A 17,778-nucleotide genomic window follows, 5' to 3' on the forward strand; every position below is an offset into this window, starting at 1 on the left:
GGAACGTTTCTACAAGGTTTTTGAAAAACGCATATTTAATTTCTGGAGATGTCTATTAGCAATCTCATTTCAAGCTGGGAAACCCGTCCATGATGTTGGCTTCCCAAGCTAATTTCGTGTTATTTAATTTTCATGGCGTGGTGTATTGAAGGCTTCCCAACCGGCTTTGAGAGCGTTTTGTAGACGCACGCTAAAGCCAGTGAAATCTTTCATGATTAAATGCCAGTTTTTTTCTGCTTCTTCTTGAAAGACTAACCAGAAATATTCTAAGCGATCGCGCTTAATGATTCTTTCACCTTCAATAGCTGCCCGTGCTTTGCGTACAGCATTGAGGTACGTTTCACGGGTTAAAGTTCCAGCAGCTTCTGCTTCCGCTTGAGCGCGCCTTCTGAGTGCTTCAATCAGTGCTTTAGTCTCGCGCTTTACCTCATCACTTTCTCCAGCCATTTCTGTCTCTACAATTTCATCAGTTTGAGGACTAATTTCTATCACTGTTAGAGATTCAACTATTTCAAAATCGTTAGTAGTCATAGTGGATAAATCCTTGTATTCAACAGTCAATATTTCCCCTACTTCCTATCTCCCTACAAATTGTTGCTCTAACTTCAGTAATTGTTCAACGCGTGCTTCCGTCGCTGGGTGACTGGAGAACAAGTTACCGAGAAACTGTCCAGAGATAGGATTGATAATTAACAGTGGTTCAAAAGCGGGGTTAGCATTTAAAGGCAGTTGTCGCGCTGTGGCTTCTAATCTTTGCAATGCACGCGCCAAGGCACGAGGATTTTGAGTTAATCTAGCCGCACCAGCATCAGCAGAAAATTCGCGTGTGCGTGAGATAGCTAACTGGATGATGGTGGCAGCTATGGGCGCAAGGATAACTGTTAGCAAAACGCCTAAAGGATTACCGCCTCTTTCGTTATCTCGTCCACCAACACCGCCAAACCATAAGCTATAACTCAGCATCTGCGCTAAGAAAGAGATGGCACCGGCAACGGTAGCAGCTACAGCTTGTGTTAGGGTGTCACGATTAATAATATGAGTCAGTTCGTGAGCGATGACACCTTCTAACTCATCCTCTGGCAGAATATTTAAAATACCTTCAGTGACAGCCACAGCCGCGTGTTCTGGATCTCGTCCTGTAGCAAAGGCATTAGCAGTTTGACTGGGAACAACATAAACTCCCGGCATAGGGATATTAGCGCGTTGCGATAATCTCTGTACCATGCGATAAAGTCCTGGTGCTTCGCGTTCGCTTACAGGCTGGGCGCGGTAAACAGCCAGAGCAATTTTATCTGACTGATACCAAGAAAATAGGTTAGTTACTGCTGCTAACCCAATACCAATAATCAAGCCGTTAGTACCACCAATTACCCAATAACTAATAGCAATTAACAAGCCACTGAGGGCAGCTAACAAAGCCAGTGTTTTAAATTGATTTCCCATATTTTTGCTCTCCTGCTAATGCTGTATTAATTTTTTTAGCTTTTCTAAACAACAGCATTACTTAAGCCACACTTTGATTGTATCCATCTAAACATGGATTTATCAGGTAGAAATTGCGCCATATTAAAGTACGGTTTTCCCTCTTGAGTAGAAAAAAATAGGATATATATATATTTATTTTTTTATTAACAATAAATTTTTATTTATAATTGAAACTTGATTGTTGACATCCCTAGAATAAATACTTATTTGGAGCATGAAATCTTAATCGCAATTAATTATATCGAGCTTAATTAAAGGAAAAAATAATTGCAGTTTTTAATTTTGATAAGTAGAACGACTTGAAAAAACCAAACTATGTTAAATAATGTAAAAACACTAGGATTGAGTTCGTAGTAAGGACTTTAGTCCTTGTTTGTTCCCTGCGGGACGCTCCGCGAACGCGGAGCGTCTGTCTACGACACGCTATGCGTTGGCGTAGCCTCTGTCTACGACACGCTATGCGAACGGAGAGAACCCAGAGAGAACTAAAGTTCTCTCTGCGAGACGCTACGCGAACACTACAAACCTTTAATTATTTACCCTGTTCTACTTATCTCACAATCAGAAAACATGGTATTGTGAAAATAATTAATGGCGATGGAGCTCGCCAAAACCGCTATTCCAGTGAAAAGATTGCATCTGGAAGGCTGATGGCTCCTACTTTCCTAGCTGACTGCGGGATAGTAGGAGTTTGTTGTATTTATATTCAGACTTTCCTGTAGTCAGCGTCTATCTACAAATTGCGTCTGCGGGAGTCAGGGAATGTTAGCCAGTATATTGTGGATTTTAATGATGGGCTTTTTTGTAGGTCAAATTGCCCGTCGTTTAGGCGCACCGCCTTTAGTTGGCATGATTTTAGTGGGTATTGTTCTCGGCCCCCAAATTCTGAATGTCATCAGTTCAGATGTGTTGGATGCGGCTGATGAATTGAGAACTATGGCAGTGATGATTATTTTGATGAAAGCTGGGCTGGGATTAGATAGGGAAAAACTGGCGCAACAGGGAAGTGTGGCGTTACGTTTGGGATTTTTACCTGCAACCGGTGAAGCGATCGCCATTGCAATTGCTGCTATGGTAATATTCCAGTTTAATTTCCCCAGTGGCTTACTTTTAGGCTGCATTATTGGTGCTGAATCTCCAGCCGTGATTGTTCCTGGAATGTTGCGGCTCAAAAGTTTAGGTTTGGGTGTGAGTAAAGGCATTCCTGATGCGATTTTGACTGGTAGCGCCTTATCTGATGTACTACTATTGTTAGTCTTTAGCCTATTACTAAATTTCTTACGTAATGGTGGCGTTGAGCAAATCACCATTTTGGGAATATTTACCTTAAATACTCTGCATCTCCTCCCAATACAAGTAATTTTGCAAATTCTATTGGGAATTTTTTTTGGTTATTTAGCAGCTCGTTTACTGGTTTTAGTATTAACTAAACAAAACTGGACACAAAATACTGTGCAAGATACAGTATTTACTGCTGTTTGCGCTTTATTTTTAGTCATTGTTGCTAATAAATTACCTTATTTTTCTGGTTACTTAGCAGTTATGTCCCTGGGTTTTTTCTTAATTGAATTAGATGCACCGCTAGCCAGAAGAATCCGGGGAGGTTTTGATAGTTTATGGGTAGTGGCGGAGATTTTTTTATTTGTTTTGTTGGGTGCGAGTATTCAACTACAAATATTAGAGAAAGTGTTGCTACCCGGTGTGTTAATTTTAGCGATTGGTTTATTGATTGGGCGCATGGTGGGGTGGTATCTTTCAACTGTGGGTAGTAATTGGAATTGGCAAGAAAGATTATTTTTACTACCAGGAAACTCGGCTAAAGCCACAGTACAAGCCGCTATCGGTGCAATTCCCCTTGCCCAAGGGATTGCAGGAGGTGAGATAATGTTAGCGATCGCAGCTCTTGCAATTCTCATCACTGCACCCTTGGGTGCTTGGTCTACAGCTACTTTCGCACCTAAATTATTAACCAGAGGAGAAGTTGACCCTACAAAGGTTACAGTTACTACTCCTACTCTATTCCTCGCAGCTGTAGACACCTCTGATTTAGCAATGGAAGTTTTGACGAAAGTTGCAGATTTAGCACGACGAAGTAACGCTGAAGTGGTTGTTCTGCACGTAGTTAACACTACCAATTCCTCAGATATTAGACAACTAGAAAAACAAACCAAAAAATTACTTTCTGATATCAAATACAAATTTTTAACAGCTACAGGTGCTATTCCAGAAGAGATTATGCGTACTGCTGAAGCTTATCATGTAACAGCGATCGTTATGGGAAAACGTGGACATCGACCTTTCGACATATTAATTGGCTCAGTATCGCAAGCAGTTTTAGAAACTAGCCAAGTTCCTGTCATTCTCCTGGAAAGCATAAAAATTAAGCCATAGATCATTCGTAGGGTACGTCAGAGTTCAGTTTTTCGCTATTCTCAAAACATTTTTGGCATCTGACGCAGCCTACAAGATACCAGCAGCAGCGTCATGGCTCTTTTTAGCAAGCTTTGAGATGATGTCATTTTTTCTGAACTGGAACGACTACAATTACTATGAATGCTAGATAATGGGAAAGCTTTGACATTAACCAGTAAATTTAGCTTGGAACCACAGAACTAACACCTATGCGAACTCACTATTGCGGCGAACTCCGAAAAGAACATATTGGAGAAACTGTTACCTTGTACGGATGGGTAGACCGTCGCCGCGATCATGGGGGCGTGATATTCTTAGATTTACGCGATCGCTCCGGCATTGTCCAGATTGTCAGCGATCCACAGCGCACCCCAGATTCCTACGAGCAGGCAAACTCTCTGCGTAATGAATACGTTGTACAAATTACAGGTAGGGTAACACAACGCCCCGAAGAATCACTGAATACCCGCATCCCTACAGGCGAGGTGGAAATTTACGCAGATCAAATTAAACTGCTAAATGCTGTGCGGAAGCAGTTACCCTTCCAAGTTTCCACCGCCGACACTGAGACAGTGCGGGAAGACTTGCGCTTGAAATATCGTTACTTGGATTTACGACGCGATCGCATGGCGCAAAACATTCAGCTACGCCATCAAGTTGTGAAAGCCATGCGGCGTTACTTGGAAGATATAGAGGGTTTCATGGAAATTGAAACTCCCATCCTCACCCGTTCCACCCCAGAAGGTGCCAGAGATTACATCCTCCCCAGTCGTGTTAACGCTGGTGAATGGTTCGCCCTACCCCAATCACCACAATTATTTAAACAAATCCTGATGGTATCCGGGATGGATAGATACTATCAGATTGCTCGGTGCTTCCGCGATGAAGACTTACGCGCCGATAGACAACCAGAATTCACCCAGTTGGACATGGAAATGAGTTTCATGTCCCAAGAAGAGATTATCGCACTCAACGAAAAGTTAGTTGCTTATATATTCAACACCGTCAAAGGAATTGAATTACCGCTTCCGTTCCCTCGTCTCACCTACGCTGAAGCAATGGAACGCTACGGGAGTGACAAACCAGATACCCGCTACGGTTTGGAATTAGTCAACGTTTCCGATGTATTAAAAGACTCTGGTTTCAAAGTCTTTAAGGATGCGATCGCTCACGGTGGGATCGTGAAAATCTTACCCATTCCCAATGGTAACGAGCAAATCTCCAATGTCCGCATCAAACCAGGCGGCGATTTATTTAAAGAAGCCAGCGAAGCCGGGGCGAAAGGATTAGCTTACATCCGCGTCAGAGAAAATGGTGAAATTGACACCATCGGCGCAATCAAAGACAACCTCACCGACGAGCAAAAACAGGAAATCTTACAACGCACAGGTGCAGAACCAGGACATTTATTACTGTTTGGCGCTGGTGATGGGGTTACTGTGAATAAAACTTTAGACAGACTGCGCCAGGTTGTTGCTAGGGAATTCAACTTAATTGATCCCGAAAAAATCAACTTACTCTGGATTGTCGATTTCCCGATGTTTGAGTGGAATGCAGATGAAAAACGCCTAGAAGCACTGCACCACCCATTCACAGCACCCCATCCCGATGATTTGCAAGACTTAAAAACTGCCCGCGCCCAAGCCTATGACTTAGTATTCAACGGCTTTGAAGTTGGCGGTGGTAGTCTGCGGATTTATCAACGGGAAATTCAAGAACAGGTATTTGAAGCTATTGGCTTGTCTCCAGAGGAAGCACAAAATAAATTTGGCTTTCTGTTGGAAGCGTTTGAATATGGTACACCACCACATGGCGGTATCGCCTATGGTTTAGATCGGTTGGTGATGTTACTTGCTGGGGAAGAATCCATCCGCGATGTCATCGCCTTTCCCAAGACACAACAAGCCCGTTGCTTATTAACAGATGCACCTTCAGGCGTAGATGTCAAGCAACTCAAAGAATTACACGTTGCTTCCACATACAAGCCTAAACCTTAACCAAGTTCAGGGGGGATAAGTAATGCTGTCAACATATTACCCAGCAACTATCCCCTTACCTTATGCAATTGATTACCGCGCAGCTTGGTTAATTGCAGGGCGAACAATATAGTTATAAGCCTCGACATTTCGAGAAAGCGGTGCAATTCTGTCTTGAGCAACTAAAGTTTGGTGAATAAAAGCAGTTGCAGTGGCACGTCGCAGAGGCTGATTCGGATTGAGGACTCTAGGATCAGGATGATTGACAACTATATTTTTCTGTGTTGCTATGCCCACCTCTTCAACAGCATACTCAGGAACCTTCTGAGCATCTGTGTAATAATCGCTAACAAGAGCCGATAGAGTCTCCCTAGCTGGTGGTGGTGTAGTAGTAGGAGCCGCCGCAGTAGCCTTGGGTATGGCTAAAGGCTGCATCAAAGCTAAAATTCCGAAGGGAAGATACAAAGGTCTTTTCACTACTTGACGCTGAGGTGCTGGAGTAATTGCTTGCCGTTTAGGAGCTAAATTTAGCCCCTGAACAAGAGTCACCAATGCTTCTACTCTAGAAACTGGCTGCTGGGGACGAAAGACATTGCCAGCATAACCACTCATAAACCCTTGTTGATAAGCTTCTTCAATTGCCGGAGCCGCCCAATAGCCTTCAGGTACATCTTTATAGACACTTCCACTTTCTATCTGCCTGATTGGTTCTTTTTCAAAAGCTTTGCGAATCATCGCCGCAAATTCATCACGGTGTACAGGCTGTTCTGGGCGAAATGTCCCGTCTGGATATCCTACAACAATGTTTCTTTCAGCTAAACGCTGAATAAATGGTTGCGCCCAATAGTCAGAGGAAACATCAGGAAAGTTAGTTTGCGCCCTTGCTGGAGTATTTGCCATTACTACCAACCCCAGACTGACTAAACCCAATGGCGCACTTAATTTTGTTAGATAAGATAAATTATTCATCAGAAATATCCTTCTATTAATTATTAGTTTTTAGTTTTAATTTTATATTTTTGTTGATATTTTGTTGTCTATCTCTAGGTTTGAATGTTTGTATCTCCAGTTATAGAAACAGTTTATTTTGTTTAATAAATATTTATGAAATTATTTTAACTAAACTATTATACTAATCAAAAAATAACCATTAATTAAATTGAAGAAGGCAGGAGGCAGGAGGCAGAGGGCAGAAGGTTTTGTTTAGAAGGGGATTCCGACCCCTCCTAAACAAGAGCCACCAAATTTTCAATTTGGTGGGGGTCTTAAACCCTTGCTCCCTACCCTGCGGGAACCCCTTCGGGGAATGGTCGCGGCAGAGGACAGAGGCCAGTATTCCTTCTGCCTCCTGCCCTCTGCCCTCTGCCTTTCTTGATAAATAAACAATTTATTTACCATAATTTTGCTTCAGTTATGCCAAAGGGTAAGACGGTTTATCATTAATAAAAAAGCCTAGGCAAAAATTTGAGTTGCAGAATATTTCTAAAGGATTTATATTTTTGATCAAGTTCAAATTTTTATGAATCAACCACTTAATTAAAATCCCTAAAAAAAACATCTCTCTATAGTTATTAAAAAAATAATATTGATATCAACCACTAGAAAGAGGAATAGAAATTATATATTTCTAAGATGGAGAATGTAGATAGAGTAAAGAAAAATAATATGGCTCTATATAAACTGGAAGATTTTGCTGGCGACTATAGAGACGCTGATTCTGATAACTATGACATCACGAATTTCGATGTCTATTCTGACCTAGATAATGATAAAGTTGGCACTGTCAAACATATTTTAGTTGATGATGCTGGTCGTTTTCGTTATCTAGTTGTTGATACAGGATTTTGGATCTTTGGTAAACAAGTGTTGTTACCCATCGGGCGATCGCGCATCAACTACTCAGATCGGCGTGTATATGCTACTGGACTTACCAGAGAACAGGTAGAAAACTTGCCTGATTTCCAAGATTTGGAACGCATTGATTATGACTATGAAGAACGTGTGCGTGGAGTTTATCGTACTCCTCTAAGTGAGGCACCTCTGGAAGCATCAACACCTTTAGAAGCGTCAGCACCTTTAGATGTGTCAACCGCCTATGCTGATCGCCAACCAGTGACAACTCCTCCTACTTATGAGCGTGAAACATATAGATATGAACACGAACCAAATCTCTATGAAATGAATCAACGGGATCACCAAAACCTGAAACTATACGAAGAACGATTGGTTGCGAGTAAATCCCGTGCGAAGACAGGAGAAGTATCTGTTGGCAAGCACGTTGAAACTGAAACCGCCAGAGTTGCAGTTCCAGTTGAAAGAGAACGAGTAGTGATTGAACGCACCACTCCAGAGGATGCTGGTAGAGTTGTTTCTCCTGGCGAGGCTAACTTCCGTGACAGAGAAGCTACTCATGTAGATATTTACGAAGAAACCCCTGAAATCCGCAAAGAAACTGTGGTGCGGGAAGAAGTAAAAGTTAAGAAAGTGGTGGAACAGGATACAGTACAAGCTGAAGAAACCCTGCGACGTGAAGAATTAGACATTAATCAAGACGATGAGCAATTACGTCGTACCACACGCTAGCGCCACGTTTTTACATCTGGTGAAATGGCTAAAAATCGATAAAAGTTAATACCTTTGATTCGCCAGATGTATCTTGTAGGGGCGGGTTTATTAAGAATTTTGTCTACGCCCAGATTCACCGGTTAAACCCGCACCTAACAACGCCCTACTTACCGGCTTTCACCTAAAGCGTATACGGAAGAACCTAAATTCTCATCGTCTGTACCCACAACTACACCACCATCTGCACCTGTAACCAGTTCTATAGCTTCAATCTTGTGATATCTGAAGCGGTGTAGAGGTATTAGCTGCGGGTTGTGCCGCCAGACAATTTTGTTACCTTGTAAGTTCAGATACCCAGCAACATAGACAGCTGACTCAAAGGGGCCATCATCCCCAGTATCACTAGCTGAGGAGATATACATAATCCCGGCAGGATCTACTTTTAAGTCAGAGATATGGCGAACATTGCCGGAGGGAAAGGGTACTGTTAGCTGTGCAGAACCTGCCGGAGTAATTTGATATTTCAATAAGTCCAGCACTCCCCAATAAATAGTTGCTGGTTCTTTCCCTGCACCTCGATGCGCCCAAACCGCAACTAATTGACCTTGAATGTTTTGCAAGGCAAACGCTTCAAAATTACTTCCTGGTGGAATTCCTGGTAGTTCAAATACTTGCAGAACTGAGATAGTTTTGTCAGTGGGATCTATTTTGATCTCATAAGCCTGGCCAGCACTGCTTAAAGCTATAAACCGTGAATCTATTTTACCTGGAATGGATGTTAAAGCCTCTAAGTCTATAGGTAATTCTGTGTTACTTGGCCAATCTATAGGAAAATATTCTGGTTGGTTCTGACCTTTAATGCTGATAATTGCGAGACGACCTTGATTTTTTTGTTTATTGTCATGGACAATTAAGAAATCACGGAAACCGTTTTGCTGACTTAACAGCGCCATACCACTGATACCAAAAGTGATCCCGCCGCGAACAGGTCGCCAACTTTGTGCTAGAGCTTGCTGGGATAGGAGTAGCAAAGCTCCCACAATAAGGATTTTAATAATTAAATTACGTTTACCCTGGGACATTAAATAGTTTTGATAGTGGGTGAAAATACTAAGAATAACAATAGCGATCGCCTTTGCAAAGTCAAAAGTTAAAATGCAGAGCGCAAAAGCAAAAATTTATCATTCTAGCTCCCAGAAAATACGCCATAAGACTATCTTGCTGGATGATTTTTTGGTATTCTTATCAAGAATAATTACTATTAAGCCGTATGGTTTTCTTATTTGGGATTGAGCATGAAGTAGCTTTTTTGAACAAAGAAGGCAAGTTTGCAGATTTTGCTTGTACAAAATTTGCAGATTTTGCCCAAATTGTTGATAGACTACCCATCTACCCTGACGATCATCTACAACTACGTGTTGGTGATGCAGGGATTAGAAAAAAGAGATGGTACATTGAGGGGTTTGAAAGATTTGCTGATTCTGACAAAGTAATTGATTGTCTTTCCAAGGGTATAGAAATTAGAACAACCATCCACTCTCATATTCAAAGTGCGATTGCTGAATTATCAGATAGCTTTCGTTTATTGACTGAGGTTGCTACTGATTTTGGTTTATCACCAGTTTTAACCAGCTTTCATCCCTACAAAACAGTTTTTGAACCCCAACCCCCATTAAATGAATATGAAATTAAGCAGCTACAGGCTTATCCTGATGAACAAACTGCAAATATTTACATGGTGACATACGGACCAGATTTAAATATTTCAGTACCAGATTTACCCATTGAACAGGTAATTGATATTGGACAAAAGTTGACTTATTACAGCCCTTATATTGTGCCTTTTAGTTATAGTTCCCCTTTTTATAACGGCACACTTTGGGAAGGATTATCAGTGAGAACATTTATCAGAACTGGCAAAAGGCCAGCAGCTTTAGTATTTGTTCCAGAAGCAGAACAACTAATTAAGAGTGTGCCATCACTAACAAAAATTGCCCGTCTACCAGCCGAGGTAGGTCGCATTGAATTTAAAGCTTTTGATAGTTGTGATGATTTTTCTATCTATGCGGCATTATTGGCATTATTAAAAGGTCTAGTGTTAGATGAATCTTTGTCAGGTAGAGCCACTATACCCGACGCAGGGTTGCACCAACTGTCAGCAAAATTTGGCTTTAGTAACGAAGATATTTTCAGGAATACTACAGAAATTTTGCAAGCAGCAGAAGTTGCATTGGGAGATGATCCAGATGTGAAATTGTTAGCACCATTAAAATTGATGTTAGAACAACGTCAAACCAAATCTCAAGAATTAATAGAAATTTTTCAGCGTATAGGCTCTATCGAAGAGACACTGAAGCAAACATATCGCAGTCTGTTGTAGGGGACTGGGGACAAATTAAATCAAAAGTCAAAAGTCAAAAGTCAAAATTAAATAATTCCTGGAGACTAGGGAAGCAGAGGAGAAAAACTAATGACTAATGACTAATAACTGCCTTTAATCCCTAGCTGGCTGATTTGCTCGACTACCATTTTCAGCAGATTGTTGATCTATCTCCCGACTGGGTGGAATTTTTTCTATGGGAATTAATGCTTCCATCACAGACTTAACAATAGGCGCGGCGACGGTAGAACCATAGGCATTTGCGCCTTTTGGTTCATCTACCACTGCCAAAACTACGTAGCGGGGAGATTCTACGGGTAAAATACCGACAAAGCTAGTAATTCTCGCACCGGGAATATAGCCACCATTAGGACTAGCTTTTTGGGCTGTACCCGTTTTACCTGCAATGCGGTATCCAGGAATTTTGGCAACCTTGCCAGTACCTTCGTTGACTACTGTTTCCATCATTTCTACAACTGTTTGGGCTGTAGTCGCTGAAAAAATTTGGCGTGGTGCTGGGTAAGGAGGTCTATAGTGCATTTGCCCCTTGGTATCAACTAGCCCCCGGACAACATGAGGTGTCACGAGTTTACCGCCATTAGCTAAAGCTCCTTGCATTTGTACCAGTTGTAAGGGTGTGAGAGAAAAACCTTGTCCAAAGGAAGCGGTGGCAGGTTCAATGGCTGATCTGATAAATACTTCTTGACTTTTGAGCCGACTACTCGCTACGAAGGGTAAATCTGTGTCAACTGGTTGTCCTAACCCCAAACGTTCTAGCCAGTTGTAATAAATTGCAGGCTTCAACCTTTGGAGCATCTGTACCATCGCAATGTTGCTAGAAGTTTGCAGAACTTGGGCAACATTGATCCGCCCGTTACCGTTGCGAGTAGCATTCCTGATGGTGAAGTTATTGACTCGAATTGCTCCGGTATCGTTAAATACATCATCTGGTTTGAGTACGCCATTTTCCAGAGCGATCGCCACATTCAACGGTTTAAATGTTGATCCCGGCTCATAAAGATCCGTTACTGTCCAGTTTTTAAATAATGAAATGTCTGCCTTAGTGAATTCATTGGGGTTATAGGTAGGCTGAGAAGCTAGAGCCAAGATAGCTCCATCTGAGGCATCCATGACAATCACCGCGCCCCGTTTGGCTTTAAAATTTTCTAACTGGTCTTTAAGTGCAGTACGGGCAGCCCTTTGGAGGCGGCTATCGATAGTTAACTGCATTCGCAGATCATCTGAGTTTAAAAAACCTTCAGGAGCATAATCGGGCAGCAATGCCCCATTCCCAGCCCGACTTAAGCGGACTGATTTGGCAGAACGTTCCAGCCACTTCTCCTGACTGTATTCCAAACCAGCTTGACCACGACGATCAACATTGACATACCCGACAATATCTGCTACCAAATCATTCTGTGGGTAATAGCGGGAGTATTTAGAAATAAACTCCAAGCCGTTTAAACGTAATGCCCTCATGCGATCGGCAATTTCTTCCGGCAAGGTAGAAGCTAATGTAATTCCACTTTTGCGGCTTTGAAAAATTTTGACTAAATCAGCCGGAGTTTTATCTAGCATCACAGCTAGCTGTTCGGCCATTTCTTCATGACTTTTGTCAAACAGCTTCGGATGGGCATATACAGTATATACAGGGCGATCAATAGCTAATACATTTTCCTGGCGATCGACAATCAAGCGCCGAGGCATATATGGGCGCAAATTCACCATTTGTTGGTTTCTGGCTCTCTCTGTGAGCTTTGGCCCTTGGACAATTTGTAAATTATACAGATTGATTGCCAAACCTAGTCCAGAAGCCATTAATATGCCCCAAACAGTGAACAATCGGGATTTAGGATTTGGTATTTGCTCTTGGGTATTAGGGGTAATCGTCTTTGTAGAACTTCTTCTAGAAAACCTTTGCCGTCTAGCAAATTCTGGGTTACGAAATTGTTTAAACTTTAATCTATTTGATGATTTTTGCATTGCCCTGCTCAGTATCAGCTATCAGTTTTATGGTTGGGCGAAATGTCACATCATGTACCTGATAAATATTTACTTGTCATTGCTTACTAACTTTAATATCCCAGTGGCGAGGAAGTTGACGACTGTACTGGTGACTCTGTTTCTGGACTAGGAGACAGGACATCAGAATTAGGGGGAGATGGAGACAAGAAAATAGTGTTTGAGGGAGTCGGCGATACTAATCCCGTTGCTGGCAGTTCTGCTTCCTCGGCCATTTTATTAGTTAGTGTGGCATTGGTTGTAGTAATTTGCCGTTCATAACGTTGGAGGTTTTGTAATCTGCGATATCCTTGACCCCAAAGCTCTTGAGTATACACTGTCAAACCATATACAGCTAAACTGGCTGCCACCAATAAAAATGCCACCAGCGAAGAATGACGATGTAAGGTGTACAGTCGCATTAACCACAAAGGCATAGCTTTGGAAGTAGGCACTACAGGCACATTGACAAACTCGGATTTTGAACTTCTGAGTGGTGGGCTTGACTGACTTCTGTAGTTGGGAACTGCTGTTTTTTCCCGATTTTGTATTCTTGTCATTATGGGCAGCGATAAATTTTTCGAGGAATGCCGTTGTTTTTGAGTGGGTACTGATAAGGTTGGAGTAGATCCTAACCCAGGATTTCGCACTCCTGATCTGAGGTGTGTTCCTCGCCGCTTCCTACTCCTTATCGATGGGGTAGAAGCGTCCCGAAACCCAGTACCAGTCTTAGAAATATCTGATTTGCGAACAGCAGCCATAACTTTTTGAGATAGGAAATATTGTATTTTAGACTGATTATTTGTTTTTGCTAAGGTGAGAATCACCCTCTAGGGAACTTCCAAATCAAAAAATAATCAATTGCTTGAGGGAGTAGGGGTAGCAGAGGTAGCAGGAGAAGAAAAAATCTGATAGTCGTATGGCATACAGGCATTGAGTAATTTAATTTTTGGAGTTTCCTAGATCACAAATACAAATAACGCTGTGATTGCACTTTAAGTATGGCAACTACAACTGGCAAAGGACAAGAGTCTGTAGAATATGTCTATGTTTGGTACTGGGCAAGGGTTAGAGGTTGCCAAATACTCCTTGTGTCCAAACTATAGTTTTTTCTTTTAAGTCCTTAATAATCATCCAGTTCAATTAATCTTCAACTCAGATACACTCATCAACCTCTGACATAAGACTCAACCCCTTAAACTTAACCCCAAGTATTGTTTTTAAATATGTAATTCGCAGTGGTTTTAAAAATCAGCAACAAATAGGTTATCGTATTCAACAGGCGAATTTTTTTTATTGCCACAATTGGTGAAAGAGGAGTTATGAAAACAAAAATCTTTGGTTTAGCTTTCATGCTAAGTATGGCTGCGTTACTGGGAGCCTGTGGAGGTGCTACTGATCCCACCACTACCACTACTCCAGCAGCTACAGGTGAGCCAACTGACACTGGCGCTACCCCTGCCGACACTACTACCCCTGCTGCTACTCCTGCCTCTCCCTAGATAGTTAATAATTCTTGCCAAGAAAGGTTTGTCATTGTCTGAGGTCATGAGTAACAGGTAAAGATTGCAGTTACCTCCTGGGTTGAGTGTGGCTGAATATAAACTGGAAACTTCCTCAGAAATGTATATTTGGTAAAGCAGTAGTTAAAGGACACTGGTGATGGTGTTTACACCCTGATCCAAGTGTCCAAATAGCAAGCTCAAAAAATCATCAATCTTCAATTTGAATTTTTGGTAAATTGTCAATGACACTTGTGGTAAGTTTGTTGATTTAGTGTCGCACTATATGTGAATTGCTCGAAAATTATATTTTTTCTCAACTACACCAGTGGTGATTATAGATACTGACGTAGTTTAGCTAAGTTTATTAAATTTGTTTAGCATCATAATATAAGCAAATTAAATAACAGATTCAGAATGTCCATCTTGGTAGGCATATCTTAAAAGTGAATATGCCAGATATTTAAAAGCGATCGCTAACTCCAGGAAAACCAGAGAATATAGAGAATATCTAGAAACACATCAGTACAGGGCAGAGGTTGATTAATTATTCAGTGCGGAGTCTAAGAATATACCAAATGAAATGGATCAGGTTTTCTGTTTTGAGCCTTAGCATGAGTATTTTGGTGTGGTGTAGTAGCAATTTAGGCATAGTAGTCATGGCTACTACACCACAAGAGGATATCCCAGAAGAAATCTTGCGAACAGAAATGATTATAGATGCGCGATCGCCTTTAGATGGCAAGCCCCTGACTCCCGCCGAATACGCCCAACTGCAAGAACAGTTACAAGTTAGTCCACCGCCAAAACTCAGTAACAATTTACGCCAAACCGTCTTTCTGTTACGGTTACGCAAAGCTTTACTTCAGTTTTTTCCATTTTTAGATTTGTAAGAAATTAGGCAATAGGGAATAGGCAATAGGCAATAGTCATGAGTTTTGCTAGCTTGCGGGTAGGCTTACGCCATCGTCAGAGAAGCTAAAGCTACATCTCCTCCACTGCCCAATCCCCAAATCCCAATTCCCAATCCCAATGTCCCATTCTGAGATACGATAACGGTGGCGACAAAATTGCAAATAAATGTAAAGAATATATATATACAAAACCGAATTTAGTCAATCAGTTTATTCTACGTAGGTAGCTTAATGTCCATGACCACGATCGCCCCTGAACAGGTTAATCGCATCGTTTGGAATCAGCATCATGATCCTTTTGAAATACTCGGTTCCCATCCCATAGAACAGAACGGTAAAAGCGTTTGGGCAGTGCGAGCTTACTTACCAAATGCTAGTGCTGCGTGGGTAGTTCTGCCGGAACAACGCCAAGAATACCCCATGCAAGCAGTACATCATCCCCATTTTTTTGAATGTACTATTGAAACTTCGGAACTCTCCAATTACCAACTACGGATTAAGGAAGGGGAACATGAGCGCGTCACTTATGATCCTTACGCTTTTCGTTCTCCGCGTTTAACAGATTTCGACTTGCATTTATTTGGTGAAGGTAATCATCATCGTATTTATGAAAAACTAGGCGCACACCTCACAGAAGTAGACGGTATTCAAGGCGTTTACTTTGCCGTTTGGGCCCCTAATGCTCGCAATGTTTCCGTACTAGGAGATTTCAACCAATGGGATGGACGGAAACACCAGATGCGTAAAGGGCCTACAGGGGTTTGGGAATTATTCATTCCTGAACTGGGGGTAGGTGTGCATTACAAATATGAAATCAAAAATTTTGATGGACATATTTACGAAAAAACTGACCCCTATGGTTTCCAACAGGAACCTCGCCCGAAAACCGCATCTATTGTTACAGACTTAAATTCATATCAGTGGAGTGATGAAGATTGGCTAGAAAAGCGTCGTCACACTGATCCTCTAACCAATCCCATATCAGTTTACGAAGTTCACTTAGGTTCTTGGTTACACGCTTCTAGTGCAGAACCCGCTAAACTACCTAATGGTGAAACTGCGCCTGTAATTATTGCGGCGGAACTCAATCCAGGCGCACGCTTCCTGACTTATCGGGAACTAGCCGAGCGATTAATTCCCTACGTTAAGGATTTGGGATATACCCATATAGAATTGTTACCCATTGCCGAGCATCCTTTTGATGGCTCTTGGGGTTATCAAGTAACAGGATACTATGCGCCTACTTCCCGTTTTGGTAGTCCAGAAGACTTTATGTATTTTGTGGACCAATGTCATCAAAACGGTATTGGGGTGATAGTTGATTGGGTTCCCGGTCACTTCCCGAAAGATGGACATGGTTTAGCTTTCTTTGATGGTACTCACCTATATGAACACGCAGATCCCCGCAAAGGTGAACATAAAGAGTGGGGAACTCTGGTGTTTAACTATAGCCGCAATGAAGTCCGCAACTTTTTAGTAGCAAATGCGCTGTTCTGGTTTGATAGATACCATATTGACGGTATTCGTGTTGATGCCGTCGCTTCTATGCTTTATCTTGACTATTGCCGTAAACCAGGAGAGTGGCTACCCAACGAGTACGGCGGTAGAGAAAACTTAGAAGCAGCCGATTTTCTACGTCAGGTCAATCATCTACTTTTCAGCTACTTCCCTGGTGTTGTTTCCATTGCGGAAGAATCCACTGCTTGGCCGATGGTTTCTTGGCCTACCTACACTGGAGGTTTAGGCTTTAACCTGAAATGGAACATGGGTTGGATGCACGATATGCTGGATTACTTCAGCATGGACCCGTGGTTCCGCCAATTCCACCAGAACAATATCACCTTTAGTATGTGGTATCACCACAGCGAGAACTTCATGCTGGCTCTGTCTCACGATGAAGTCGTGCATGGTAAGAGCAATATCATTGGCAAAATGCCGGGAGACAGATGGCAGAAGTTAGCTAATGTCCGTTGTTTGTTTGCCTATATGTTCGCCCACCCAGGTAAGAAAACCATGTTTATGAGCATGGAATTTGGCCAGTGGAGTGAATGGAATGTCTGGGCTGATTTGGAGTGGGATTTGTTACAGTATGAACCACACCAACAATTGAAACAGTTCTTCCAAGAATTGAACCATCTCTACCGTGCAGAACCAGCTTTGTACACCCTAGACTTTGCCAGAGAGGGGTTTGAGTGGATTGATTGTAGCGATAATCGCCACAGTGTAGCATCCTTCATCCGCCGTGACAAAGATTCTGAGAACTTTATCGTGGTGGTTTGTAACTTTACTCCACAACCACACTCTCATTACCGCATCGGTGTACCAGAAAAAGGATTTTATACTGAGTTATTCAATAGTGATGCGCGTCAGTATGGCGGTAGCAACATGGGTAACTTAGGCGGTAAGTGGACAGATGATTGGTCAATGCACAATCGTTCCTATTCCCTGGATTTATGTTTACCACCTTTGGGTGTGTTAATGCTCAAACTAGATCGGGAAAAAACAGCTGAGGCGCTAAAATCTTAATTTTTCAGGGTGGGCAT

At 42.0% G+C, this 17,778-nt stretch carries 13 protein-coding genes and 1 riboswitch; of the genes, 7 read left to right on the forward strand and 6 right to left on the reverse strand.

Annotated features, from left to right (window positions below; translation table 11 throughout):
- Positions 1 to 123 precede the first annotated feature (123 nt).
- Both NOS7524_RS26285 and NOS7524_RS26290 read right to left on the reverse strand, forming a co-directional pair.
- Positions 124 to 531 carry a hypothetical protein gene (locus NOS7524_RS26285; RefSeq protein ID WP_015141517.1) on the reverse strand — a complete coding sequence of 136 codons (408 nt, stop codon included), beginning with the start codon at positions 529 to 531 and terminating at the stop codon, positions 124 to 126.
- A 45-nt stretch (positions 532 to 576) separates the two neighbouring features.
- Positions 577 to 1,443 carry a zinc metalloprotease HtpX gene (locus NOS7524_RS26290; protein ID WP_015141518.1) on the reverse strand — a complete coding sequence of 289 codons (867 nt, stop codon included), beginning with the start codon at positions 1,441 to 1,443 and terminating at the stop codon, positions 577 to 579.
- A 626-nt stretch (positions 1,444 to 2,069) separates the two neighbouring features.
- A riboswitch (Fluoride riboswitch) is annotated at positions 2,070 to 2,152 on the forward strand.
- 95 nt (positions 2,153 to 2,247) lie between these two features.
- On the opposite strand from NOS7524_RS26290, the gene NOS7524_RS26295 reads away from it, so the two are divergent.
- Together NOS7524_RS26295 and aspS are read left to right on the forward strand one after the other, a co-directional pair.
- Complete coding sequence (locus NOS7524_RS26295; protein ID WP_015141520.1) at positions 2,248 to 3,876, forward strand: cation:proton antiporter; 1,629 nt, start codon at positions 2,248 to 2,250, stop codon at positions 3,874 to 3,876.
- Positions 3,877 to 4,106: 230 nt separating this feature from the next.
- Positions 4,107 to 5,894, forward strand: a complete 1,788-nt coding sequence (gene aspS / locus NOS7524_RS26300) for an aspartate--tRNA ligase (RefSeq protein ID WP_015141521.1) — start codon at positions 4,107 to 4,109, stop codon at positions 5,892 to 5,894.
- A 72-nt stretch (positions 5,895 to 5,966) separates the two neighbouring features.
- On the opposite strand, the gene NOS7524_RS26305 is transcribed toward aspS, so the two are convergent.
- A complete protein-coding gene (locus tag NOS7524_RS26305) occupies positions 5,967 to 6,842 on the reverse strand; it encodes an S-layer homology domain-containing protein (protein ID WP_015141523.1) in 876 nt (291 codons plus the stop codon).
- A 696-nt stretch (positions 6,843 to 7,538) separates the two neighbouring features.
- Between NOS7524_RS26305 and NOS7524_RS26310 the strand changes: the two genes are divergently transcribed.
- Positions 7,539 to 8,456 carry a DUF2382 domain-containing protein gene (locus NOS7524_RS26310; RefSeq protein WP_041555974.1) on the forward strand — a complete coding sequence of 306 codons (918 nt, stop codon included), beginning with the start codon at positions 7,539 to 7,541 and terminating at the stop codon, positions 8,454 to 8,456.
- A 149-nt stretch (positions 8,457 to 8,605) separates the two neighbouring features.
- Here NOS7524_RS26310 and NOS7524_RS26315 read toward each other — a convergent pair whose 3' ends face one another.
- A complete protein-coding gene (locus NOS7524_RS26315) occupies positions 8,606 to 9,520 on the reverse strand; it encodes a hypothetical protein (protein ID WP_015141525.1) in 915 nt (304 codons plus the stop codon).
- A gap of 188 nt (positions 9,521 to 9,708) precedes the next feature.
- Here NOS7524_RS26315 and NOS7524_RS26320 point away from each other — a divergent pair, with 188 nt between their 5' ends.
- Complete coding sequence (locus NOS7524_RS26320; RefSeq protein ID WP_015141526.1) at positions 9,709 to 10,818, forward strand: glutamate-cysteine ligase family protein; 1,110 nt, start codon at positions 9,709 to 9,711, stop codon at positions 10,816 to 10,818.
- A gap of 114 nt (positions 10,819 to 10,932) precedes the next feature.
- Here NOS7524_RS26320 and NOS7524_RS26325 read toward each other — a convergent pair whose 3' ends face one another.
- Positions 10,933 to 12,801 carry a peptidoglycan D,D-transpeptidase FtsI family protein gene (locus NOS7524_RS26325; protein ID WP_015141527.1) on the reverse strand — a complete coding sequence of 623 codons (1,869 nt, stop codon included), beginning with the start codon at positions 12,799 to 12,801 and terminating at the stop codon, positions 10,933 to 10,935.
- Between the two features lie 92 nt (positions 12,802 to 12,893).
- Entirely contained in the window at positions 12,894 to 13,580 is a 687-nt protein-coding gene (locus NOS7524_RS26330) for a hypothetical protein (protein ID WP_015141528.1), read from the reverse strand.
- A gap of 561 nt (positions 13,581 to 14,141) precedes the next feature.
- On the opposite strand from NOS7524_RS26330, the gene NOS7524_RS26335 reads away from it, so the two are divergent.
- From NOS7524_RS26335 to glgB, 3 genes are all read left to right on the forward strand, one after another.
- On the forward strand, positions 14,142 to 14,321 hold the full coding sequence (locus NOS7524_RS26335) for a hypothetical protein (RefSeq protein ID WP_015141529.1): 180 nt from the start codon (positions 14,142 to 14,144) through the stop codon (positions 14,319 to 14,321).
- A 578-nt stretch (positions 14,322 to 14,899) separates the two neighbouring features.
- Complete coding sequence (locus NOS7524_RS26340; protein WP_041555456.1) at positions 14,900 to 15,214, forward strand: hypothetical protein; 315 nt, start codon at positions 14,900 to 14,902, stop codon at positions 15,212 to 15,214.
- Between the two features lie 252 nt (positions 15,215 to 15,466).
- Positions 15,467 to 17,761, forward strand: coding sequence for a 1,4-alpha-glucan branching enzyme (gene glgB, locus NOS7524_RS26345; protein WP_015141531.1), 2,295 nt, complete (start codon positions 15,467 to 15,469; stop codon positions 17,759 to 17,761).
- Positions 17,762 to 17,778: the final 17 nt, after the last annotated feature.

It is taken from the genome of Nostoc sp. PCC 7524, from assembly GCF_000316645.1.
In the GTDB taxonomy this organism is placed as follows: Bacteria; Cyanobacteriota; Cyanobacteriia; order Cyanobacteriales; family Nostocaceae; genus Trichormus.

Bases quoted from the DNA above. Each gene is read 5' to 3' on its own strand.
- NOS7524_RS26285 (WP_015141517.1), bottom strand. From the start codon at position 531: ATGACTACTAACGATTTTGAAATAGTTGAATCTCTAACAGTGATAGAA.
- NOS7524_RS26290 (WP_015141518.1), bottom strand. From the start codon at position 1,443: ATGGGAAATCAATTTAAAACACTGGCTTTGTTAGCTGCCCTCAGTGGC.
- NOS7524_RS26295 (WP_015141520.1), top strand. From the start codon at position 2,248: ATGTTAGCCAGTATATTGTGGATTTTAATGATGGGCTTTTTTGTAGGT.
- aspS (WP_015141521.1), top strand. From the start codon at position 4,107: ATGCGAACTCACTATTGCGGCGAACTCCGAAAAGAACATATTGGAGAA.
- NOS7524_RS26305 (WP_015141523.1), bottom strand. From the start codon at position 6,842: ATGAATAATTTATCTTATCTAACAAAATTAAGTGCGCCATTGGGTTTA.
- NOS7524_RS26310 (WP_041555974.1), top strand. From the start codon at position 7,539: ATGGCTCTATATAAACTGGAAGATTTTGCTGGCGACTATAGAGACGCT.
- NOS7524_RS26315 (WP_015141525.1), bottom strand. From the start codon at position 9,520: ATGTCCCAGGGTAAACGTAATTTAATTATTAAAATCCTTATTGTGGGA.
- NOS7524_RS26320 (WP_015141526.1), top strand. From the start codon at position 9,709: ATGGTTTTCTTATTTGGGATTGAGCATGAAGTAGCTTTTTTGAACAAA.
- NOS7524_RS26325 (WP_015141527.1), bottom strand. From the start codon at position 12,801: ATGCAAAAATCATCAAATAGATTAAAGTTTAAACAATTTCGTAACCCA.
- NOS7524_RS26330 (WP_015141528.1), bottom strand. From the start codon at position 13,580: ATGGCTGCTGTTCGCAAATCAGATATTTCTAAGACTGGTACTGGGTTT.
- NOS7524_RS26335 (WP_015141529.1), top strand. From the start codon at position 14,142: ATGAAAACAAAAATCTTTGGTTTAGCTTTCATGCTAAGTATGGCTGCG.
- NOS7524_RS26340 (WP_041555456.1), top strand. From the start codon at position 14,900: ATGAAATGGATCAGGTTTTCTGTTTTGAGCCTTAGCATGAGTATTTTG.
- glgB (WP_015141531.1), top strand. From the start codon at position 15,467: ATGTCCATGACCACGATCGCCCCTGAACAGGTTAATCGCATCGTTTGG.